The 20,771-nt window shown below is 71.4% G+C and carries 24 protein-coding genes; 15 read left to right on the top strand and 9 right to left on the bottom strand.

Annotation, left to right across the window (positions count from 1 at the left end; translation table 11 throughout):
* Positions 1–26: 26 nt before the first annotated feature.
* The gene (locus Psi01_RS14040) at positions 27–326 is read right to left on the bottom strand and encodes a Fe-S cluster assembly protein HesB (RefSeq protein ID WP_204064435.1); all 300 of its coding nucleotides are present in this window, start codon (positions 324–326) and stop codon (positions 27–29) included.
* Positions 327–627: 301 nt separating this feature from the next.
* Between Psi01_RS14040 and Psi01_RS14035 the strand changes: the two genes are divergently transcribed.
* The gene (locus Psi01_RS14035) at positions 628–1,371 is read left to right on the top strand and encodes a GntR family transcriptional regulator (protein WP_204064434.1); all 744 of its coding nucleotides are present in this window, start codon (positions 628–630) and stop codon (positions 1,369–1,371) included.
* On the opposite strand, the gene Psi01_RS14030 is transcribed toward Psi01_RS14035, so the two are convergent.
* Positions 1,354–2,262 carry a TerC family protein gene (locus Psi01_RS14030; protein WP_239127632.1) on the bottom strand — a complete coding sequence of 303 codons (909 nt, stop codon included), beginning with the start codon at positions 2,260–2,262 and terminating at the stop codon, positions 1,354–1,356. The genes Psi01_RS14035 and Psi01_RS14030 overlap by 18 nt on opposite strands.
* On the opposite strand from Psi01_RS14030, the gene fdhD reads away from it, so the two are divergent.
* On the top strand, positions 2,231–2,971 hold the full coding sequence (fdhD, locus tag Psi01_RS14025; protein WP_239127630.1) for a formate dehydrogenase accessory sulfurtransferase FdhD: 741 nt from the start codon (positions 2,231–2,233) through the stop codon (positions 2,969–2,971). The genes Psi01_RS14030 and fdhD overlap by 32 nt on opposite strands.
* A gap of 525 nt (positions 2,972–3,496) precedes the next feature.
* The gene (locus tag Psi01_RS14020; protein WP_204064433.1) at positions 3,497–4,414 is read left to right on the top strand and encodes an alpha/beta hydrolase; all 918 of its coding nucleotides are present in this window, start codon (positions 3,497–3,499) and stop codon (positions 4,412–4,414) included.
* Positions 4,415–4,493: 79 nt separating this feature from the next.
* On the opposite strand, the gene Psi01_RS14015 is transcribed toward Psi01_RS14020, so the two are convergent.
* The gene (locus Psi01_RS14015) at positions 4,494–4,997 is read right to left on the bottom strand and encodes a winged helix-turn-helix transcriptional regulator (protein ID WP_204064432.1); all 504 of its coding nucleotides are present in this window, start codon (positions 4,995–4,997) and stop codon (positions 4,494–4,496) included.
* Between the two features lie 72 nt (positions 4,998–5,069).
* On the opposite strand from Psi01_RS14015, the gene Psi01_RS14010 reads away from it, so the two are divergent.
* The 7 genes from Psi01_RS14010 to Psi01_RS13980 all read left to right on the top strand — a co-directional run bounded on the left by Psi01_RS14010 (position 5,070) and on the right by Psi01_RS13980 (position 10,470).
* Positions 5,070–5,669 carry a dihydrofolate reductase family protein gene (locus Psi01_RS14010; protein ID WP_239127628.1) on the top strand — a complete coding sequence of 200 codons (600 nt, stop codon included), beginning with the start codon at positions 5,070–5,072 and terminating at the stop codon, positions 5,667–5,669.
* A complete protein-coding gene (locus Psi01_RS14005) occupies positions 5,663–6,499 on the top strand; it encodes an MBL fold metallo-hydrolase (RefSeq protein ID WP_204064431.1) in 837 nt (278 codons plus the stop codon). Before Psi01_RS14010 ends, Psi01_RS14005 begins: the two co-directional genes overlap by 7 nt.
* A gap of 119 nt (positions 6,500–6,618) precedes the next feature.
* Positions 6,619–7,545, top strand: coding sequence for a metal ABC transporter substrate-binding protein (locus Psi01_RS14000; RefSeq protein ID WP_239127626.1), 927 nt, complete (start codon positions 6,619–6,621; stop codon positions 7,543–7,545).
* Positions 7,546–7,581: 36 nt separating this feature from the next.
* Positions 7,582–8,334 (top strand): metal ABC transporter ATP-binding protein, encoded by a 753-nt coding sequence (locus tag Psi01_RS13995; protein ID WP_204064471.1) that lies wholly within the window; start codon positions 7,582–7,584, stop codon positions 8,332–8,334.
* A gap of 151 nt (positions 8,335–8,485) precedes the next feature.
* Complete coding sequence (locus Psi01_RS13990) at positions 8,486–9,319, top strand: metal ABC transporter permease (protein ID WP_204064430.1); 834 nt, start codon at positions 8,486–8,488, stop codon at positions 9,317–9,319.
* On the top strand, positions 9,316–9,708 hold the full coding sequence (locus tag Psi01_RS13985; RefSeq protein ID WP_203873002.1) for a Fur family transcriptional regulator: 393 nt from the start codon (positions 9,316–9,318) through the stop codon (positions 9,706–9,708). The genes Psi01_RS13990 and Psi01_RS13985 overlap by 4 nt, the downstream gene beginning before the upstream one ends.
* Before the next feature lie 213 nt (positions 9,709–9,921).
* Positions 9,922–10,470, top strand: a complete 549-nt coding sequence (locus tag Psi01_RS13980; protein ID WP_204064429.1) for a CGNR zinc finger domain-containing protein — start codon at positions 9,922–9,924, stop codon at positions 10,468–10,470.
* A 115-nt stretch (positions 10,471–10,585) separates the two neighbouring features.
* Here the strand turns inward: Psi01_RS13980 and Psi01_RS13975 are convergent, their stop codons facing one another.
* The 3 genes from Psi01_RS13975 to recO all read right to left on the bottom strand — a co-directional run bounded on the left by Psi01_RS13975 (position 10,586) and on the right by recO (position 12,541).
* The gene (locus Psi01_RS13975; protein ID WP_204064428.1) at positions 10,586–10,945 is read right to left on the bottom strand and encodes a cupin domain-containing protein; all 360 of its coding nucleotides are present in this window, start codon (positions 10,943–10,945) and stop codon (positions 10,586–10,588) included.
* Positions 10,946–11,030: 85 nt separating this feature from the next.
* Positions 11,031–11,807 (bottom strand): isoprenyl transferase, encoded by a 777-nt coding sequence (locus tag Psi01_RS13970; protein WP_204064427.1) that lies wholly within the window; start codon positions 11,805–11,807, stop codon positions 11,031–11,033.
* The gene (recO, locus tag Psi01_RS13965; protein WP_204064426.1) at positions 11,804–12,541 is read right to left on the bottom strand and encodes a DNA repair protein RecO; all 738 of its coding nucleotides are present in this window, start codon (positions 12,539–12,541) and stop codon (positions 11,804–11,806) included. Before recO ends, Psi01_RS13970 begins: the two co-directional genes overlap by 4 nt.
* Before the next feature lie 167 nt (positions 12,542–12,708).
* On the opposite strand from recO, the gene Psi01_RS44105 reads away from it, so the two are divergent.
* The 5 genes from Psi01_RS44105 to rocD all read left to right on the top strand — a co-directional run bounded on the left by Psi01_RS44105 (position 12,709) and on the right by rocD (position 17,924).
* Positions 12,709–14,289 carry a CDP-alcohol phosphatidyltransferase family protein gene (locus tag Psi01_RS44105; RefSeq protein ID WP_204064425.1) on the top strand — a complete coding sequence of 527 codons (1,581 nt, stop codon included), beginning with the start codon at positions 12,709–12,711 and terminating at the stop codon, positions 14,287–14,289.
* The gene (locus Psi01_RS44100) at positions 14,286–15,011 is read left to right on the top strand and encodes a DUF5941 domain-containing protein (protein ID WP_204064424.1); all 726 of its coding nucleotides are present in this window, start codon (positions 14,286–14,288) and stop codon (positions 15,009–15,011) included. Before Psi01_RS44105 ends, Psi01_RS44100 begins: the two co-directional genes overlap by 4 nt.
* 222 nt (positions 15,012–15,233) lie before the next feature.
* Positions 15,234–15,707: an Lrp/AsnC family transcriptional regulator gene (locus tag Psi01_RS13950; RefSeq protein ID WP_204064423.1), complete on the top strand. Its 474-nt coding sequence runs from the start codon at positions 15,234–15,236 to the stop codon at positions 15,705–15,707.
* A gap of 110 nt (positions 15,708–15,817) precedes the next feature.
* The gene (gene ddaH, locus Psi01_RS13945) at positions 15,818–16,612 is read left to right on the top strand and encodes a dimethylargininase (RefSeq protein WP_204064422.1); all 795 of its coding nucleotides are present in this window, start codon (positions 15,818–15,820) and stop codon (positions 16,610–16,612) included.
* 100 nt (positions 16,613–16,712) lie between these two features.
* Positions 16,713–17,924, top strand: coding sequence for an ornithine--oxo-acid transaminase (rocD, locus tag Psi01_RS13940; RefSeq protein WP_204064421.1), 1,212 nt, complete (start codon positions 16,713–16,715; stop codon positions 17,922–17,924).
* A gap of 99 nt (positions 17,925–18,023) precedes the next feature.
* Here rocD and Psi01_RS13935 read toward each other — a convergent pair whose 3' ends face one another.
* From Psi01_RS13935 to Psi01_RS13925, 3 genes are all read right to left on the bottom strand, one after another.
* Positions 18,024–18,557 carry a DUF234 domain-containing protein gene (locus Psi01_RS13935; protein WP_204064420.1) on the bottom strand — a complete coding sequence of 178 codons (534 nt, stop codon included), beginning with the start codon at positions 18,555–18,557 and terminating at the stop codon, positions 18,024–18,026.
* Complete coding sequence (locus Psi01_RS13930) at positions 18,536–19,030, bottom strand: ATP-binding protein (RefSeq protein ID WP_204064419.1); 495 nt, start codon at positions 19,028–19,030, stop codon at positions 18,536–18,538. Before Psi01_RS13930 ends, Psi01_RS13935 begins: the two co-directional genes overlap by 22 nt.
* A gap of 87 nt (positions 19,031–19,117) precedes the next feature.
* Positions 19,118–20,686: an alkaline phosphatase D family protein gene (locus Psi01_RS13925; RefSeq protein WP_373872491.1), complete on the bottom strand. Its 1,569-nt coding sequence runs from the start codon at positions 20,684–20,686 to the stop codon at positions 19,118–19,120.
* Positions 20,687–20,771: the final 85 nt, after the last annotated feature.

The raw sequence follows: 20,771 nt of genomic DNA, 5'->3' as shown, positions 1-20,771 counted from the left end.
GACCGGGCCGTGCCGGGGCCCCCGCGTCAGGCCCCGGCGTCCCGGTTCGGGGACAGATAGAGGGACACCCGGGTGCCGCTCTCGCTGACCTCGGCGTCCATGGTCTGGTCGTCGAGCGCGGCCGCGGTCCCGGGCTCCAGGAAGACGCGGACGTCCTCCTTCTCGATTATCTGGTCTCCGTCGTGCGGCACGCTTTCCAGGAACAGTTCGAGGGTGGAGGGGTCGTCGCCCTTGGACGTGATGCGGAGGCCGCCCTGCTTGGGCACGTCCTCTCCGACCATGAGGTCGCGGATGGCCTCGACGGCTTTGTCGGTCAGCGTCAGCACGACAGGCTCCTAAAGGTGTGGATCCATCCCGGCCGGCATGCTTCCGGCAGAGATTAAGTGCCTACATATCCAGACAAAACGGTTGTCCATATCTTTTCCCCTCGCTCACACCAGCCCAAACGCCCCCACCTGCGCAGACGATCCGGCCACCTCTTCCCGTACGCGGGGGTCCGGCACGAGCATGATGTGACCAGGCCCACCGCGGCAGGTCCGCGGTCGGCTGTGTACTGTAGGCAGTCGACGGCAGACAACGACCCGTCACAGGCGCGGTCATGTCGTCCCGTTCTGGAGCGGAAGACACATGGTGCGGTCGGAAACAGCGAATCCGGGGGCGGCACCCAAGATCCCGCGCCCGGCGACTCTCCGGGAGAGCGTCTTCGAGGCGATCCTGGAGCTCATCGTCCGGGGCAGCCTCAGCCCCGGCCAGCACCTGGCCGAGAGCGAGCTCGCCGAGATGCTCGGGGTGTCCCGCCAGCCCGTCCGTGAGGCCCTGCAGATGCTCAGCGGCGAGGGCTGGGTCGATCTGCGGCCCGGACACGGCGCCTTCGTCCACGCCCCGACGGTGGACGAGGCCGACCAGCTCCTGGCCGTCCGCACGCTGCTGGAGACCGAGTCCGCGCGCCTGGCCGCCCTCAACGCGACGCCGGACGGCGTGTCACGGCTGCGCGAGGTGTGCTCCCGTGGCCTGGCCGCGCTCGAGGCGGACGACATCGAGACCTCCGTGGCGGCCAACTCCGAGCTGCACACCCTGGTCACCGAGCTGTCGGGCAACAAGGTCCTGTCCGAGCTGGCCTCCCAGGTCTCCCGGCGCGTCCGGTGGTACCACACGCCCGTGGCCCGCCAGCGCGGGCGCGACTCCTGGGAGGAGCACGCCCGCCTGATCGAGGCCATCGAGGCGGGCGACGAGGAGCGCGCCGCGCAGGTCATGCGCGACCACACCGAGCACACCCGCCTGTCCTACCTCGAACAGCGCGCCGAGGCGCCGGCCGAGCCCGAGCCCATCGCCCCGCGCCGCAGGCGGCCGCGCTCACTCAGCGCGGGCTGACCGGACCGGCGGGCTGACAGGGGGCTCCAGTAGGCCGGGGCTCCGGTTGACAGGGGCTTCATCGGCAGGCGGTTTCCCCGGAACACCGGGAGCAGAGGATGAGGACGAAGGGCGGTGACGCCCAGGGAGACCATGATGGGGATCTCCGGCGCCCATGGGACGCCGTCGTGGTGCATCGCCTCCAGCACGAGCTTCACGCCGATCAAGGCCAGCACCACCGCCAGGCCCCTGCTGAGACAGCCCGAAGATGGCCGGGATCGAGTCCAGGGCGAACAGCAGGCCGGTGGTCCCGATCGCCACCATCACGATCAGCATCGGGGTGACGGCCAGGCGCCCGCCGACCCGCGCCGTGAGCGCCGCCCCGCGGTAGGTCTCCGTCGTCGGCAGCACCCGCCTGACCGTGCGCAGGGCCAGGTTCTCGGAGAACTCCGCCTCTTCCTCATGGCCGATCAGCTTCCAGGCGGTGTGGACCAGGAAGGCGCCGAAGACGTAGAAGAGCCGGTCGAAGCGCGCGACCGCCTCCGCTCCCGCCGCGATGAACGACCCCCGCATGCCCGGCGCCAGGACGATCCCGATCAGCAGCACCTTCTGCCGGTACTGCCGGGGCACCGCGAAGCGGCTCGTGATGAGCAGGAAGACGAAGAGGTCGTCGACGCCGAGGGAGTACTCCGTGATCCAGCCCGCGAAGAACTCCCCGCCCCGGGCCGGGCCGGCGACCAGCAGCGGCCCCAGGCCGAAGAGCCCGGCGAGCGTCACGTAGAGGCTCACCCGTCCCACGCACTCGCGGAAGGACGGCTCACGCGGGTTGCGCGCGACGAGATAGAAGTCGACGGCCAGCACGAGCGCGAACCCGGCGATCGTGACCGGCCACACCCAGCCGGGGACGTTCATCGGGCTCCCCTCCGCGCCCGGCGACGACTTCGACCTGGCGGCGGGTTTCCTGGTCGGTGAGGGGGTGATCTCCTCCGCCGACGAGATCACTGCGATCCGCTACTGCGCCGGGGCCACCGGGGACGGCCGCAACACCTGCAACGTGCTCGACGTCCGGCTGGCCGGGGGGACCGCACCGCCCCTCACCTCGCTGGAGCGCAACTTCTACACCACCGCCTCCTGCGGGGTCTGCGGGAAGGCCTCCCTCGACGCCGTCCGCACGATCGCCCGGTGGCCGGTGGGCGACGACCCCGTACGGGTGGCCGCCGAGACGGTCGCGGCGCTGCCCGGCAGGCTCCGCGCGGCCCAGCGGGTGTTCGACCGGACCGGCGGCCTGCACGCCGCGGGCCTGTTCTCTCCCGACGGGCAGCCCCTGTGCGTACGCGAGGACGTGGGCCGCCACGACGCGGTGGACAAGCTCGTCGGCTGGGCCGTACGCGACGGCCGCCTCCCGCTGACCTCCAGCGTGCTGATGGTGTCCGGCCGGGCCTCGTTCGAGCTCGTCCAGAAGGCCGTGATGGCCGGAATCCCGATGCTCGCCGCGGTCTCGGCCCCCTCCTCGCCGGCCGTGGAACTGGCCGCGGAAACGGGCCTCACGCTCGCCGGTTCCGTCAGGGACGGCTCGATGAACGTCTACACAGGAGAGGAACGGATCGGGCCGGGACCATGATCCCGGGACGAAAGCCCAGGCCGGACAGGAGGGGATCAGGCCGGGGCTCGGTCTTCGGACGGGCGTCCACGCCGCTGGGCAAGCGGTCCGGCTGGAGCCCATCCGGGACGGAGGTCCACTCCGGGGGGAGGGAAGAGCGGGCCGGGCCGGGCTCTGGCCCCGTCCCCGTCCCCGTCCCCGGATGAACGTCGGCGCGGAGGGCGTCGCGGCGGCGACCCCGCCCGCGCTCGGCGGCGAGGGACCGGGCGGCGCTTCGCCCCCTGCCCTCCGGTCCCTCGGCGACCTCGGCGCCTTCGCTCACGGCCCCGCTCTCCGGAGATGACACCACCTCCCTGGGGGACGTGACCGATGCTGCTCCGAGGAACACGGCCGAGTCGAGACGGGGTGGGCACCACACGGATGACCGGAGCACACGCCCCACGGGTGGGCCGGGAAGCCTCCCGCCCGGCGCAGCCCTTCCCGGCGGTGCGGGGCATGGCTGCAATAGCGTGGGGACAAGATCCTTGAGCGATGAGGAGGGGCCGCGTGCGATTCTCGCTGGACGACCTGTTCGCCGACCTGCCGGCGGAGCAGATCGACGAAGCCCGGGACTTCTACGGCTCGAGAGTGGCCGGTCGCGGACCCGCGACTCCGGAGGAGTTGAAGGAAGTACGCGCGAAGAGGTCCACCCCTGCCCCGGCCGATCCACCGGCCGTCGAAGAGACAGCCGAAGCGAGGGGGGCGCGTGTCCCGGTGCGGATCTTCGCTCCCTCCGGCGAGCGGGCGCGGGGCGTCTACCTGGACATCCACGGAGGCGGCTTCTACATGGACTCCGCGGCGCGAGGAGACGTGCGCAACCGCAAGCTCGCGGAGGACCTGCGCCTGGCGGTCGTCAGCGTCGATTACCGGCTGGCCCCCGAGCATCCCTGGCCGGCCGCACCCGACGACTGCGAAACGGCGGCGCTCTGGCTCGTCGAACAGGCCCGCGACCGTTTCGGAACGACCCGTCTGGCGATCGGCGGGATCTCGGCGGGAGCGACACTCGCGCTGACGACCCTGCTCCGGCTGAGGGACAGGGGAGCCGTCGGCGACTTCGCGGGCGCCGTACTCCAGTTCGGCACCTACGACTTGAGCGCGCGGACACCGGCCGGACGCCTGATCGCAGACGAGTACTTCATCCAGGCCTACGCCGGCCACGTCGCGGACCGCACTCTCCCCGACGTCTCCCCCGTCTACGGCGACCTCCGCGGCCTTCCCCCGGCGCTGCTGGTCGTCGGAAGCGCAGACGTGCTGCTGGAGGACAACCTCACGATGGCAGGGCGGCTCTCCGCCGCCGGGAACCGCGTCGAACTCCGGATCTACCCCGAGGCGCCCCACGGCTTCACCGGGCACCCCACGGCGATGGCCCGGACGGCGCTCAGCGGCATCGAGTCCTGGCTGCTCGACCGCATGGCCCAACCCTGAAGGACCTCGACCGCGGTGAAGGCGAAGCCGTGGTGATCACGGGTGGGACGCGGCCGGGGGTGGCGAGGTCCCCGGCCGCTCAGTCGGCCCTTTCCTGCTCGGCGGCGACGTAGGCGGCGTAGGCGGCGTTGAGCCGCTCGAACGCGCCCGGGCCGTCGTGCGGTTTCGGCGGGGCGCCGAGGTGGCGGACGCGGAGCTCGTCCATGAGCTCCTCGACGAACGCCGGGCCCTCATCGCGCATGAACTGCTGCCGGATCCGGAGCTCGGCGCTGCCGGAGCTCCAGTCGAGGCCCCAGTTGCCGAGGGCATAGATGATCGGCAGAGTCCGGATGCCGGCCTCGGTGAGGCTGAAGCGCGCGCGCTGCCCGCGGACCGCGGCGCCGCGGGTGAGGATCCCCGCGTCGATGAGCCGCTTGAGGCGGTCGGCGAGGATGTTCGAGGCGATGCCCTCGATCGACCCGGTGAGCAGCGCGCGGAAGTAGCGGCGGTCGCCGAAGATGACGTCGCGCAGCACGAGCAACGACCAGCGATCTCCGAGCACCTCGATGGCGGCGTTGATCGGACATCCGGACCGTGGTTCCACGACTCCTCCTTGACAGGTATTCCGCCCCCAATATAGTAGTTGCAAAATGCAATCACTACAGGGGAAGAGGAGATGATGGGCCGCTTCGTCTATTCGATGCAGGTCTCCCTCGACCTGCGGATCGAGCAGGTCCCGGGGGACAACGGCGCCGGCGAGTGGCTGCGCCTCGGCGGGGAGCTGCACCGCGAGGCCAACGCGCGGACGCGGGCGCTCGCGCTCCTGGTCCACGGCCGGGTCTACTACGAGGTCATGGAGGAGTTCTGGCCGCGGGCGCACGAGGACGCGTCGCTGCCGGACTACATACGCGAGTACGGCGAGATCTGGACCGCCAAGCCCAAGGTGCTCGTCTCCCGCACGCGCCGCAGCGCCGACCACGACACCCGGATCATCGGCGGGGACGACGCGATCGAGCAGCTCGCCGCCCTCCGCGCCCAGACCGACGGCGCCATCGGCGTGGGGGGCGCGGCGCTCGCCACGCAGCTGCTCCGGGCCGGGCTGCTCGACGAGCTGCTGCTCTTCACCCATCCCGCGGTCCTCGGCTTCGGCAGACCGCTGTTCGACGACTACGACCGGCCGATCGACCTCGACCTGCTGGAGCAGCGATCGTTCGAGCGGGGCGTCACCATGCACCACTACGCCATCCGGGACGCGAAGGAGACGAGCTCATGCTGAAGCAGGTCGCGGAGGGCGTGCTGGTCCACGAGAGCGAGTTCGTGCAGAGCAACGCCGTCGCGGTGCGGGGCCGGGCCGGTGTGCTGCTCATCGACCCCGGGGTGACCGGCTCCGAGCTCGACTGCCTCGCGGACGACCTTCGCGAGCTGGGTCAGCCCGTCGTGGCGGGGTTCTCCACGCATCCGGACTGGGATCACCTGCTCTGGCACGTCCGGCTCGGCGAGGCGCCCCGTTACGGTACGGCGCGTTGCGCGGACACCGTCCGGGATCAGCTGTCGGACGCGGATGCGAAGGCCCGCATCGCCGACCATCTGCTCGAGACGGAGATCGCCGGGCAGGTGCCGCTGGACCTCCTCGGCCTCGTCACCGGCCTGCCCGCCGGAACCACGCGGATCCCCTGGGACGGCCCCGAGGTCCGGATCATCGAGCACCGGGCGCACGCCCCGGGCCACGCGGCGCTGCTGATCGGGGAGCGCGGGGTTCTCGTCGCCGGCGACATGCTTTCCGACGTCCTGGTTCCGATGCTCGACCTGGACGGCGCCGCCGACCCGGTCGAGGACTACCTCACCGCGCTGCGGTTGCTGGAGGGCGTGGCGGGCGACGTCGACGTCGTCGTCCCGGGTCACGGTTCCGTCGGCGGATCCGGCCAGGCGCAGGCGCGGATCGACCAGGACCGGGCGTACGTGCTCGCGCTGCGGGACGGCCGGGTCCCCGACGACCCACGGCTCGGCCCATCGGCCAAGCCCGGCTGGGAATGGGTGGACGACGTGCACGAAGGACAGCTCCAGGGCCTCGCCCGAAGGAGCGAGCGCGACGGGACGCCCCGCTAGCGCGCGGTACGGCCGGGCTCCCGGCAGCCCTCCCCGTGAACCCTTGCCCGATTTTGACAACCATTTTCATTTGCGCGCATACTGAGGGCATGATGTCCGACTCCTCCCGACGTATCCCCATGCGCGTTACCGGCCTCCTCGCCGGGGTCGCCGTTCTGGCCGCCACCGCCGCCTGCAGCGCGGGTGCCGCCGACTCGGCCGCCGCGGGCGGCGCGTCCGGGGTCACCGCCTCCATGTATCCCCTGCAGTGGCTGACCGAGCGGGTGGGCGGGTCCGACGTCGCCGTCACCGGCCTGACCAAGCCCGGTGTCGAGCCGCACGACGTGGAGCTGTCGCCGCAGTCGGTCGCCGAACTGGAGCAGACCTCCCTGGTCGTCTACATCAAGGGCGTGCAGCCCGCGGTGGACGAGGCCGTCGAGCAGCACGCCGCCGACCGCGGCTTCGACGCGGCCACCGTGGTCCCGACCATCGCCGCGGCCCACGAGGAGGAGGGACACGAGGAGGAGGGGCACGAGGAGGAGCACGGCCACGAGGTCTCCTACGACCCGCACCTCTGGCTCGACCCGAGCCGCTTCGCCACCGTCGCGACCCGGCTCGGCGAGCGGCTCGCCGCCGCCGACCCGGCCCACGCCCAGGGGTACAAGGACCGCGCCGCGAAGGTCGCCGCCGAGCTGAACGCCCTCGACGGCGAGCTGGCCGAGGGGCTGACCGGTTGCGACTCCCAGACCCTCGTCACCAGCCACCAGGCCTTCGGTTATCTGGCCGACCGCTACAAGCTCCACCAGGTCGGGATCAGCGTCGACCCGGACTCCGAGCCCTCCCCCGCCCGGCTGGCCGAGGTGGCCGAGGTCGCCAAGCGGGAAAAAGTGACTACCATTTTCACCGAGACCCTCGTCAGCCCGAAGGTCGCCGAGGTTCTCGCCCAGGAGGTCGGCGCCAAGACGGCGGTTCTCGATCCGATCGAGAGCCGGCCCGCCACCGGTGACTACCTGTCCGCCATGCGCCAGAACCTCACGACACTCAGGGCGGCGCTCAGCTGCTCGTAAAGGCACCATGTGAAAGACACAGAAGAAGCGTTCACCATGCGCGGCGGCCAGGTGCACCTGGACCGCCGCCCGGTGCTGCGCGGAGTCGACCTGACGGTCCGCTCCGGCGAGGTCGTGGCCGTTCTCGGCGCGAACGGGTCGGGCAAGTCGACCCTCGTGCGCGCCCTGCTCGGCCTGACGCCCCTGTCCGCCGGATCCACCCTCCTGTACGGCGTGCCGCCCGCGCGCTTCCGCCAGTGGTGGCGGATCGGTTACGTGCCCCAGCGCCTCTCGGTGGGCGGCGGCGTGCCCGCCACGATCCGCGAGGTCGTGGCCTCCGGCCGGATCGCCAGGCAGAGCCGTTTCCGCCTGTCCGGCGCGGCCGACGCCGCCGCGACGGACCGGGCACTGGAGGCGGTCGGCATGGCCGACCGGGCCGGCGACCCGGTCCAGGCCCTGTCCGGCGGGCAGCAGCAGCGGGTGCTCATCGCCCGCGCCCTGGCCGGCGAGCCCGACACCTTCGTCATGGACGAGCCCACCGCGGGCGTCGACGCCGCCAGCCAGCAGCTCCTGGCCGACACCCTGGCCGACCTGGTCTCCCAGGGCAGGACGGTCGTGCTGGTGGCCCACGAGCTCGGCCCGCTGGAGCCGCTGGTCACCCGGGCGGTGGTCATGCAGGACGGCTGCGTGTGCCACGACGGCTCCCCGCCCAAGGCCGTCGGCGCCCACGCGCTGCCCGGCCACGACCACGTGCACCCGCACGCCCCGGAGAAGCCCGTCGGCCCGCTCGACTGGAGGCCGATCCCATGACCCCGGCCTCCCGCACCTCCTCCCCCTTCCGGGGCCGCCGCCCGTCCTTCCTCCGGGGCCGCCACGTGCCCGTCCCGGTCTCCCGCACGCCCTCCCCCTCCCCGGACCGCCGCGTGCCCGCCCCCGTTCCCGTCACTCCGGAGGCGACGCGGTGATCGATCTTCTCCAGTTCGACTTCATGCAGCGGGCGCTGATCGCCGCGCTCCTCGTCGGCCTGGCCGCCCCGGCCATCGGCACCTTCATCGTGCAGCGCCGCCTGGCCCTGCTGGGCGACGGCATCGGGCACGTCGCGCTGACCGGCGTGGCGCTGGGCTTCCTGACCGGCACCGCGCCCGTGCTCACCGCCGTGGTGGTCTCGATCCTCGGCGCCGTGGCCATCGAGCTGGTCCGCGAACGCGGCAGGACCGGCGGCGACGTGGCGCTCGCGCTGCTGTTCTACGGCGGCATCGCCGGAGGCGTGCTGCTCATCTCGCTCGCCCCGGGCGGGAGCAACGCCACCCTGATGTCCTACCTGTTCGGCTCGATCAGCAGCGTCACCGTCCAGGACGTGTGGGTGATCGCCCTGCTCGCGGCGGCCGTGCTCGGTGTGGTGACGATCTTCGGCCGCGAGCTTTTCGTGCTCTGCCAGGACGAGGAGGTGGCCAGGGCCAGCGGCCTGCCCGTGCGCTTCCTCAGCCTGCTGATCGCGGTCACCGCGGCGCTGACCGTGGTCATCGCCATGCGGGTGGTGGGGTTGCTGCTGGTCAGCGCCCTGATGGTGGTCCCGGTGGCGACCGGCCAGCAGCTGACCCGGGGGTTCCGCAGCACGATGCTGCTCGCCATGCTCTTCGGGATGATCGCCACGGTCGGCGGCCTCAGCTCGTCGTTCTACATCGAGGTCCCGCCGGGCGCCCTCATCGTGCTCGTCGCGCTGGGAGGGTTCGCTCTGGCCCTCACTCTGGGTAGATTCGTACGCCGAAGCCGACCCCGGGAGTCCCAGCCATGAGCAACAGGCGCCGCGACGCCGTTCACGAAGTCCTCCGCCAGAGCGAGGGCTTCCGCAGCGCGCAGGACGTCTACGCCGAGATGCGCGCCGAGGGGGCCAAGATCGGTCTCACCACGGTCTACCGGGCGCTGCAGGCACTGGTCGACAACGGCCAGGTGGACGTCCTGCGGACCGGTGAGGGAGAGTCGGTCTACCGGGCCTGCGCCAGCGGCGACCACCACCATCACCTGGTCTGCCGCCGCTGCGGGCGCACCGTGGAGGTGGCCGGACCCGCGGTGGAGCGCTGGGCCGAGGCGGTCGGCACCGAGCACGGCTTCACCGAGATCACGCACACCGTCGAGGTCTTCGGCACCTGCCCGTCCTGCTCGGCGAACGTCAAGGCGGGCTGACCCCTCCCCGCCAGCCCCGCTCCGGAGACGGACGAGCACCGGACTGCCGGATCGTCCCGTGATGCCCCGGAGTTCCCGTCACGGTGACGCGAACGATATGGCGATGTCCGGTAACGGAGAACCCCCGGAGCGCTCCGGAGAGATACGCTTCCGGGACGGCGAGTCGCCGTACGCGCGCGACCACACCCGTAACCGCCTACCACAGGAGTCAACATGCCATTCGGACATGACATGGTGCACTCACTCGCCACCGCCGTCGACCTGGTCAACACCTCCCCCGCGACCGGGGGCCAGGACGGGCTGGGCGACCTGGCGGGCCTCCGCGAATTCGTGGACCGGTGGGAGGTGAGCGGCGTCGACGACCTCGGCGCCGACGACCTGAGCCAGGTGCGTGCCCTGCGTGAGGCCTTCCACAAGGTCTTCACCGCCCCCGACCAGGCCACCGCGGTCATCCGGCTGAACACCCTGCTGAGCGGGACCCGCATCACCCCCCGCCTGACCGAGCACGACGGCCACGCCCTGCACGTGCACTACTTCGCACCCGGCGCCTCCCTGTGCGACCACCTCGCGGCCGACCTCGGCGTCGCCCTGGCGCACCTGCTCGTCGAGGGCGAGTGGGAGCGCCTGCGCACCTGCTCGGCGCCCGACTGCGAGCGCGTGTTCGTCGACGAGTCCCGCAACCGCTCCCGGGTCTACTGCGACAGCCGTACCTGCGGCAACCGCATGCACGTCGCGGCCTACCGCGCCCGCCGCCGGGCCTGAGGCGGATCGCGCGGGAACCCGCCGGGCAGGGCACGCCCGGCGGGCCGAAGCGCCTGCGGCTCCGCCGTGACTCACTATGCCCCGGCGGCTCCTGCGCGCCGCTCCCGGACGACCTCTACGCCGAGGCCTTGGCGTACTCCGAGGCACCGCCCGCGAAGTCGTAGAGGATGACCTGCTCGTCGCCGACGACCCAGGCGTCGTGCCCGGGCGTGCAGACGAAGACCTCCCCCGGACCGATCTCCGCCTCCGTGCCGTCGTCCATGCGGATGCGGATCGTGCCCTGCACGACGAACCCGTTGTGGTGGACCTCGCACGAGTCGGTGCCGGCGATCGGCTTGACCGACTCCGACCAGCGCCACCCGGATTCGAACGTGGCGACACCGAAACTCAGCCCCGTCAGCTCGCACAGCTCCAGGTGCCCCTTCGGGAAGTCCCGGCGCTCGTCGGGCTTGTCGACGCTCTTCACTTCGATCATGACGTCCCCCTCTCGTCAGCTTCAGTCTCACACCGGGAGAGAGTCACCACAAGGCCGTGACCTGCGTGAAGAATCGCCTGAGAAGCTAGCCGACCTGGTTGGGGACGGCCCCGCCGTAGCGCCGGTCGCGCTTGGCGTAGGTCTCGCACGCCTCCCACAGGTCGCGGCGGTCGAAGTCGGGCCAGAGCCGGTTGAGGAAGACCATCTCGGCGTAGGCCGTCTGCCAGATCAGGAAGTTGGAGGTGCGCTGCTCGCCCGAGGAGCGCACGAACAGGTCCACATCCGGGATCTGCGGCTCGTCCAGATAGCGAGCGAAGGTCTCCTCCTTGACCCGGTTCGCCTTGACCCGGCCGGCGGCGATGTCCTCGGCCAGCTTGAGCGCGGCGTCCACGATCTCGGCGCGGCCGCCGTAGTTGACGCAGAACTGCAGGGTCATCGTGGAGTTGTGCCTCGTCATCTCCTCGGCGTCCTGGAGCTCGGAGATGACGCTCTTCCACAGCCGCCCGGGGCGGCCGGCCCAGCGGACCCGTACGCCCATCGCGTGCAGCTGGTCGCGGCGGCGGCGGATGACGTCGCGGTTGAAGCCCATCAGGAAGCGGACCTCGTCGGGGGAGCGCTTCCAGTTCTCGGTGGAGAAGGCGTAGGCCGACAGGTACGGGATGCCCAGCTCGATCGCGCCCTCGATCACGTCGAAGAGCGAGGCCTCACCCGCCTTGTGCCCCTCGGTGCGCGGCAGGCCGCGCTGCTTGGCCCACCGGCCGTTGCCGTCCATCACGATCGCCACGTGCCGGGGCACCAGGTCCCGGGGGATCGGGGGCGGGACGGCGCCGGAGGGGTGCGGGGCGGGCGGACGGACGTTCACGTGGCAGGCTCCCTTTCTACGTGTCGAAGAGAGCGTATGCCGTGTTCCAGGTGCCACTGCAGATAGGCGGCGACCAGCCCGCTGCACTCGGCGCGGTGCCGGGCGAGGGAGGCGTCGGCCGTGGCCCAGTCGCCCTTCAGCAGCGCCAGCATCAGCCCGAGGGTCTCCCCCTCGGGCACGGCGGCGCCGGCCGGGCGGCAGTTGCCGCACACCACGCCGCCGGCCACGATGGCGAACGCCCGCACGGCCGTGCCCTGGCAGCGGGCGCAGGCGTCGAGCGCGGGGGCGTATCCGGCCACCGCCAGCGAGCGCAGGAAGTAGGCGTCGAGCACCAGCCGGGCCTCGTGCTCCCCGGCCGCCAGGGCGCGCAGGCCCCCGACCAGCAGCAGGAACTGGCGCAGCGCGGGCTCCTTCTCCCCTGCGATCAGCCGGTCGGCGGTCTCCAGCATCGCGCTGCCCGCCGTGTAGCGCGGATAGTCGACCACGAGCGCCTCGCCGTACGGGCGGATGGTCTCGGCCTGGGTGATCACATCCAGCGTGCGGCCGGTGTGCATCTGGAGGTCGACGTGGGTGAACGGCTCCAGCCGGGCGCCGAAGCGCGAGGTGGTCCGCCGCACGCCCTTGGCGACGCCGCGGATCTTCCCCGTCCGTTTGGTGAGGATCGTGACGATGCGATCGGCCTCGCCCAGCTTATGGGTGCGCAAGACAACGCCCTCGTCACGGTACAGACTCACTTTCCCCAGTTTAGTCCGTTGTCCTGCGTGGAAGGCCTTCAATCGTGATCAGGCGGCACTGAGGCGTCGTGGATGCGTGCTGTTCACCTGGAACTCACTAAACTTTGACCTCTGGCGCCATCCCCGCCATGTTCGAACCCGGATCCACCCCCGCACGAAAGGGTGCCATGCCCCGCGTGGTCCTGCTGGGCTCCTCGCCCGGCCACGATGCCGCCTCCGGCCCGTCCGCGCCGCCCGCAGCGCTGACTCTGCCCGCGCTTCCCGGCTGTCCCACGGTGATCGGCAAGCTGCACGGCCAGCTCGCCTCACTCGATCCGGCGCCGGTGACAATCGCCCGCGCGGAGACCGCCACGGCCTACCGGGGCTTCCCCGGCACGCTCGTGGAGACCTCCGACCTGGCCGGTGACCTGCGCGCCGTGGCCGACGCGGCCGAGCGCGCCACGGAGAACCTGCTCATCCTCCCGGCCAACTCACTGGTCCACGACGAGCTGCTCTACCAGATCACCAAGTCCAAGCGCGGCGCGCTCGCGCTGATCGCCAAGGAGCCCCGCGAGGAGGACGAGAACGGCGACTTCATCGTCCCGGACGTCCCCATCGACGAGGCCGAACCGGAGATCGGCGACCGGTTCTTCGAGGGCCTCCCGGTCCGGACCCGCGCCGCCAAGTCCCGGGTGATCTCGGTCGGCTCCGCCTACCACGCGGTGACCCGGCCCAACGCCGTCCTGCTCGGCCCCCTGCACCTGAACGTCAGGCACGCGCCCACCCTGGCCGAGGCCGCCCGCGAGCTGGCCGACATGGCCCACCTGTTCGGCCCCGAGGACGACCTGCTCCAGCTCCTGGTCCTGGGCCTGGTACGGCGGGGCGTCTCGGTCGGCATCCGGGGCCGCCGCGACCTGTTCTACCGCCGGGTGACCACGCAGGCCGAAGCCGAGCAGTTCGTGACGGAGATGGCGGCCTTCGACGAGGACCGCGCCCGGCTCAACAACGCGGTCAAGGGCGCCGACGGCTTCTTCACCACCTTCTTCGTCAGCACCTACTCGCGCTTCATCGCCCGCTGGGCGGCCCGGCGCGGGCTCACGCCCAACCAGGTCACGCTGATCTCCATCGCCCTGGGCGTGGCCTCGGCGGCCTGCTTCGCCACCGGCGAGCGCCCCGGGATGGTCGCCGGCGGCATCCTGATCTACTTCGCGTTCGTGTTCGACTGCGTGGACGGCCAGGTCGCACGGTACGCCCGCAAGTTCGGCGTGCTCGGCGCCTGGCTGGACGCCACCTTCGACCGCTTCAAGGAGTACGTCGTCTTCGCCGGCCTGGCGGTCGGCGCGGCCGTCTCCGGGGTCGGCGACGTGTGGACGCTGGCGCTGATCGCGCTCGGCATCCAGTCGATCCGGCACCTGCTCGACTTCTCCTTCGGCGCGGCCAACCGGCGCAAGCCGCCCTCGCCGCTGCCCGGCATCCCGCTGACGATCAGCCCCGACACCCCGCTCCGCGCGGCGCTGGAGGAGCGCAAGGTCGCCCGGAACGGCGGCACGATCCGCAGCCTGCTGAAGATGTGGAGCAAGGCGGGCAAGTACCGCGCCGTGCACTGGGCCCGTAAGATGATCGTCTTCCCGATCGGCGAGCGCTTCGCCGTCATCGCCATCGTCGGCGCCTTCTTCGACGCCCGGATCACCTTCCTTACGCTGATCATCTGGGGCGGGATCGGCGCCGTCTACTCTCTCACCGGACGTCTGATGAGGTCGCTCGCATGATCACCCAGCCTCAGCCGCAGGCCACGCCCGCTCCGGACCCCTACGAGGAGCGGCTGCGCGTGCAGACCGCGCGCCTGCTCGCCTACCGCGACGACGGTCCCCTGGTCACCACGGTCGGGCGCAGGATGGGCCGGGGCCTGCCCCCGGTGCCGGCCGCGCTCGCCGCCCTGCTGGCGGTCATCGCGATGGCGGTGGCCGGGATGCTCGAGGACGGCCCGGTCCTGATCGTCCCGTCGCTGGTCATGGTGGCGCTGGTGCTGCCCACCGCGCCCCGCGACCACCTCGGCAGGCTCGACTGGCTGGTGCCGCCGCTGATCCGGGGCACCGAGTTCCTCATCATCGTCCTGGTGACGCTGGCCGCCGGCGCGCCCAAGTGGCTGGCGTTCGTGCTGATCTACGTGATCGGCTACCACACCTACGACACGGTCTACCGGACCCGTCAGAGCATCTGGCCGCCCGACTGGGTGTTCCGGGCCGGTCTGGGCTGGGAGCTGCGGCTGCTGCTCATCGGCGCGGGCGCCGCGCTGGGCGTGCTGACCTGGGTGCTGGCCGCGCTCACGCTCTACCTCGGCGTGATGTTCGCCGTCGAGAGCGTGACGAGCTGGGTCCGCCTGGACAAGCAGTCGGCGACGGCCCGCGCCACCGCCGAGGCCGAGGCCGACCTGGAGGCCTCCCCCGAGGAGGCCCTGGAGCAGGCGACCGGCGAGGCCGAACCGACCTGATCTCCGGCTCCCGCCGTACGACGCATGTGACGCACCCGAAGGGCCGCGGTCCGCCGACCGCGGCCCTTCTCGCATGAGCGACCCTTCTCGCATGAGCGACCCTTCTCGCATGGGCGGCCCCGTGTTCAGGCCGCCCTTGCCTGCGAGCGGCTCCTGCGCGTGAGCGGTGGCGCGGCGTGACAACTCCACGCGCCGATCTCACGGACTGTGTTACAAAGCAGCGTGGAGTTGGACCGGCTGGACCGTGACATCATCGGCGCGCTCATCGAGGACGCCCGGGCCACCTATGCCGAGATCGGGCAACGGGTGGGGCTGTCGGCCTCGGCGGTGAAACGCAGGGTGGACCGGCTGCGCGAGACCGGCGCGATCACCGGCTTCACCGCGCGGGTGCAGCCCGCGGCGCTCGGCTGGACCACCGAGGCGTACGTGGAGCTGTTCTGCGCGGGCAAGACCTCTCCGGCGGAGATCGGGGTCGCCATCGCCCGGCACCCCGAGGTGGTCTCGGCGTGCACGATCACCGGTGAGGCCGACGCGCTCCTGCACATCCGGGCGACGGACGTGCGCCACGTGGAGCGGGTGATCGAACGCCTGGCGGCGGAGCCGTTCGTGGTGCGGACCAAGAGCTCCGTGGTGCTCTCACGGCTGATCGACGCTCCTCCCGCGCTCGCCCGCAACGAATCTGCGTCCTCCGCCTGAAGGACGCAAAGAACCTGCGCTTACGCGCACGATCACCCCCTTGGCCTGCGTGAACCCCGCTTCCTAGGCTGATGCCGTTCCCACCACGACATCCTTTGCGGGGGTTGTTGATGACGAGGCACTACCTCATGTGTCGGCCCGAGTACTTCGCGGTGGAATACGCGATCAATCCGTGGATGCATCCCGAGGCCGGCGCCGACCGCGAGGTGGCGATCCGGCAGTGGGAGGGTCTCAAGAGCGCCTACGAGGAGCTGGGCCACCGGGTGAGCCTGATCGACCCGGTGCGGGGCCTTCCCGACATGGTCTTCGCCGCCAACGGCGCGCTGGTGGTCGACGGCCGGGTGTTCGGCGCGCGCTTCGCCCACCCCCAGCGGGCGGCCGAGGGCCCCGCCTATCTGAAGTGGTTCACCGACAACGGCTACGACCGGGTGCACGAGCCGGTCTTCGTCAACGAGGGCGAGGGCGACTTCCTCACCCTGGACCACCTCGTGCTGGCCGGGACCGGTTTCCGCACCGAGGTCGCCGCGCACGGCGAGGCCCAGGAGTTCCTCGGCCGCCCGGTGGTGACGTTGCGCCTGGTGGACCCGCGCTTCTACCACCTGGACACCGCCCTCTTCCCGCTGGACGGGCGGAACGTGGCCTACTACCCCGGGGCCTTCTCCCCCGGCAGTCGGGAGGTGCTGCGCCACCTGTTCCCCGACGCGGTCCTCGCCGAGGAGGAGGACGCGGCCGTGCTGGGGCTCAACGCGGTCAGCGACGGCTCCAACGTGGTGATCAGCGCCGAGGCGGCCGGGCTGCAGCTGGAGCTCAAGCGGCGCGGCTTCGAGGTCGTCCCGGTCGAGATGTCCGAGCTGCGCAAGGCGGGCGGCGGCCCCAAGTGCTGCACGCTGGAGATACGGGGATGACCTGGGGATACAGGCAGGCGGCGGGTTTTCCGCCGATGGATCTCCCGATCGCAGACTTCCCGAGCGCAGATTTTCCGACCAGAGAAGCGGTGATGTCCGGATGACCGATACGACCGAGCTCATCGAGCTCATCGAGCGCCGCAGCGCGCACAACTACCACCCCCTCCCCGTCGTGATCCGCGAGGCGGAGGGCGCCTGGGTCACCGACGTCGAGGGCAGACGGTACCTGGACTGCCTGTCCGGCTACTCCTCGCTCAACTTCGGCCACGGCAACACGAAGATCATCGAGGCGGCCCGGGAGCAGCTCGGCAGGCTCACCCTGACCAGCCGCGCCTTCTTCCACGACCAGTTCGCCGCCTTCGCCGCCGGGCTGGGCGACCTGACCGGCAAGGACATGATCCTTCCGATGAACACCGGCGCCGAGGCCGTGGAGACCGCGATCAAGGTGGCCCGCAAGTGGGGCTACGAGGTCAAGGGCGTCGCCCGCGACCGGGCGAACATCATCGTCATGGAGGACAACTTCCACGGCCGCACCACCACGATCGTCAGCTTCTCCACCGACCCCGACGCCCACGACGGCTTCGGCCCCTACACGCCGGGCTTCAAGATCGTGAAGTACGGCTCGGCGGACGCGGTCCGCGACGCCATCGACGCCGACACGGTCGCGGTGCTGGTCGAGCCCATCCAGGGCGAGGCCGGCGTGCTGGTCCCGCCGGACGGCTACCTGCGCCAGCTCCGCGAGATCTGCACCGAGCACAACGTCCTGATGATCGCCGACGAGATCCAGTCGGGCCTCGGCCGTACCGGCGACACCTTCGCCTGCGACCACGAGGGCGTCGTCCCCGACATCTACGTGCTGGGCAAGGCGCTGGGCGGCGGGGTCGTGCCGGTCTCGGCCGTCGCCGCGGACCAGGACGTGCTCGGCGTGATCAGGCCGGGCCAGCACGGCTCCACCTTCGGCGGCAACCCGCTCGCCTGCGCGGTGGCCTGCGCGGTCATCGACATCCTCAACACCGGGGAGTACCAGGCCCGCGCCAAGCGGCTCGGCGCCGTCCTGCACGAGCGGCTGAGCGGCATGGTCGGCCGGGGCGTGGTGGCGGTGCGCGGGCGCGGCCTGTGGGCGGGCGTGGACATCGACCCGTCCCTGGGCACCGGCCGCCAGATCTCCGAGGCCCTGATGCGCCGCGGCGTCCTGGCCAAGGACACCCACGGCTCCACGATCCGCCTCGCCCCGCCGATCGTCATCTCCGAGGAGGACCTGCTCTGGGCCGTCGACCAGCTGGCCGGCGCCATCGACGACCTCGACGGCTGACCTCCCCCGGTACGGCCCGCACCGCGGTCTCCCCCGGTGCGGCTCACGCCCCGTGCCCTCCGGTACGGCTCGCACCACGAGGCGCGGGCCGTACCGGGATCAGCGGGCCTCCCATGCACGGATGAGGTCATCCGGCCCGTAGGCCGCCGCCAGGCCGCCCGTGGTGAACCCGGCCCTCGACACGGCGATCATCGGCAGGTCGCCCCCGCCCGGCAGGGCCGCCTGCGCCCGGGCCAGTTCGATGAGATCGTGGTCGTCGAACGGGCGGTCCTCCAGCCGCTTGACGGACCCGGCGAAGAACAGGCGTCTGGCGATCGGCTCCCGGTCGGCGGCGACGAGGTCGATCTCCACGTCGCTCGTCCGGGTCCAGAACGAACCGACCTCCACGACGTCGGGGAAGCGGTCGTCGGGCAGCAGCCGCGCCAGCGCCTCGCGGACCACCGGCTCCACCGCCCGCCCCCGCCAGGACGTCCAGCCTCCGCGGATGCGGCGGAGCACCACGTCGGAGCGCCCGCGTTCCAGCAACGGCAGCGCGGGCCCCAGAAACCGCGTCCAGAACCGCAGGTGGGGGTCGGCGATCAGGTACCGCCTGTCCTTCGAGGGCCGGGTGCTCAGCGGGAGTTCGGCGGCCACGACCCTCTTGGTGACGAGCAGATCCAGCGAGCGGGTCGTCGTCGCGGCGGAGAGCCCTCCCGACGCCCTGGAGATGTGGCGAAGGTCCGCTCGCCGGACCCGATCGCGCCCAGGACGTCCTTGGCGATCACCTGCTTGGGGAACTCGGCGGCGAGCGAGCGTTCCGCGGAGACCAGCAGCGGTGAGGTGGGATCGGCCAGGGCGCTTTCCAGGAAGTCCCACAGCCCCGCTCCGCTCCCCCGTTCCGCGCAGATCAGCGGGAGGCCACCGGTCACCAGCCAGGCGTCGAACGTCTCCGCGGGGGGAAGGCCCAGCATCCGGCCGACCTCCCCGGGCGTGAGCGGGCCGAGCTTCATCTCCCGTCCGCGCCGGTGGAACGGCCTGCCGCATCCGGTGAGCGCCTCCATGACCGACAGGTCCGAGCCGATGAGGATCAGCAGGACCGGTTTCCGCTCGAAGTACCGGTCTCGCATGATCAGGCAGCGTCCGGGGCGGCTTCCGCCCGTGCCCTCGCGCACCCCGTCCAGACGGCTCCGGAGAAGGGCGAGCTCGCGTTCCCGTCAGGCAGAGAGCTCCACTTCGGCGACCTCCATGACCTCGGTGGTGCTGGCGGTCTCCCAGCGGACGGAGATCTGCTCGCCCGGGGAGCCCAGGGACAGGGTCGCGATGGCGTTGGAGAACCAGGGGCCGTCGGTGATCCGCCACTTGATCGGGGGGCGGGGGATCCTGGCCAGGCGGGAGAGCAGGCCGCCGATCAGGGTGGCGATGCCGAACTGGGCCACGATGTTGGCCAGGCGCAGGGTACGGCTCAGCGGGTTGCGGATGGGCGAGCAGACCAGTTGGTGGATCGGGTACTTCCTGGCCTTGGCCGCGTACGAGTAGTGGATGTCGCCGGACAGGATGATCACCGGTCTCTCCGTCCGGGTCAGCAGCCTGGCCAGGTCGTCGAAGGAACGGCGGAAGGCCGACCAGTGCTCCAGGTCGAAGGTCTGGCGCAGCCACTCCGACCAGCGGGCGACCCTCCTGCCCCAGGCCCCCTGGGCCAGGGCCTCGTTCCAGTTCTGGACGTGGTGGATGCCGGCGGGCAGCAGGAAGGGCACCGAGGTGCCGACCAGGAAGCGCTCGGCGCCGCCCCGGTTCAGCTGATCGATGAGCCACTCCCACTCCACCGGGTCGAGCATGCGCCGGTCGCCGGGGGTGAGCTGCCGGGCGCAGCGCGAGTCGACCATGATCAGGCGGGTGGAGCCCAGGTCGCGGGCGTAGCTCCAGCGGCTCTCGGCGGGGACGGCGTCGGCGTGCTCGGCGAAGGCGTCGAGGATCTCGGCCCCGTCGGCCTCCGAGGCGCACAGCTTGCCGAGCAGGCCGTCGGCGTCGCGCTCGGCGGGCGACAGGTTGCCCAGGTGCTGGTAGACCCAGTAGGCCCCGAGCCCCGCGATCACCCGGCGCGGCCACCACTCGACCTTGGCCATCTGCTGACGCCAGTCGTGGGAGGTGTTCCAGTCGTCGCGCAGGTCGTGGTCATCGAAGATCATCGCCGTGGGAACGGTCGACAGCAGCCAGCGGATCTCCGGGTCGGTCCAGGCCACCCGGTACAGCTCCGCGTACTCCTCGAAGTCGGCGATCTCGGTCTTCGGCTCGGTGTCCCTGCGGTTCTTGATGAACTCCAGCATCTCCTTGGAGGGCTCGTCGGCGTAGACCTGGTCGCCGAGCAGGAGCAGCATGTCGGGCCACTCCTCCTCGGGGGCCTCCATCATGCGGCAGCCGTACGAGCGCAGCACGTCCACGCCGTGCGAGATCGTGTGGATCACGTCGTGCGGCACGCTGGTGCGGCAGGACCCGAACATCACCTTCCTGGGGCCGTCCGAGCCGAGCAGGCGGATGCGGCTGGGCGGGTGGTCCGGGAGCGGCCAGACGACCTCCCCGTCCAGGCGGACCTCGTAGGTCCCGCCGTCGGTCACGTCGACGATCGCGTAGTGGTGGCCGTGGACGGTGAAGGTCCGCCCACCGGCCCGCGACCGCCCGGCCTCGACCGTCACCTCGCACGGTTCACTGGTCTCCACCCAGACGGAGGCGCTCTTGTCGTCCACATACCGCAGCATCGGTCCGACGACAAGTTCGGGCACGTCCATCTCCCTAGCCATTCCCGATCGGCGGGTATCTTCCGGAAAGCTTCGCACATAAATCCGCTTTCCTCCGCTGCCCTCCCGATCCGGT

This window comes from Paraplanobispora siamensis, from assembly GCF_016863175.1.
Lineage (GTDB): Bacteria > Actinomycetota > Actinomycetes > Streptosporangiales > Streptosporangiaceae > Planobispora > Planobispora siamensis.
This window is presented reverse-complemented; position numbering and strand designations above follow the sequence as displayed.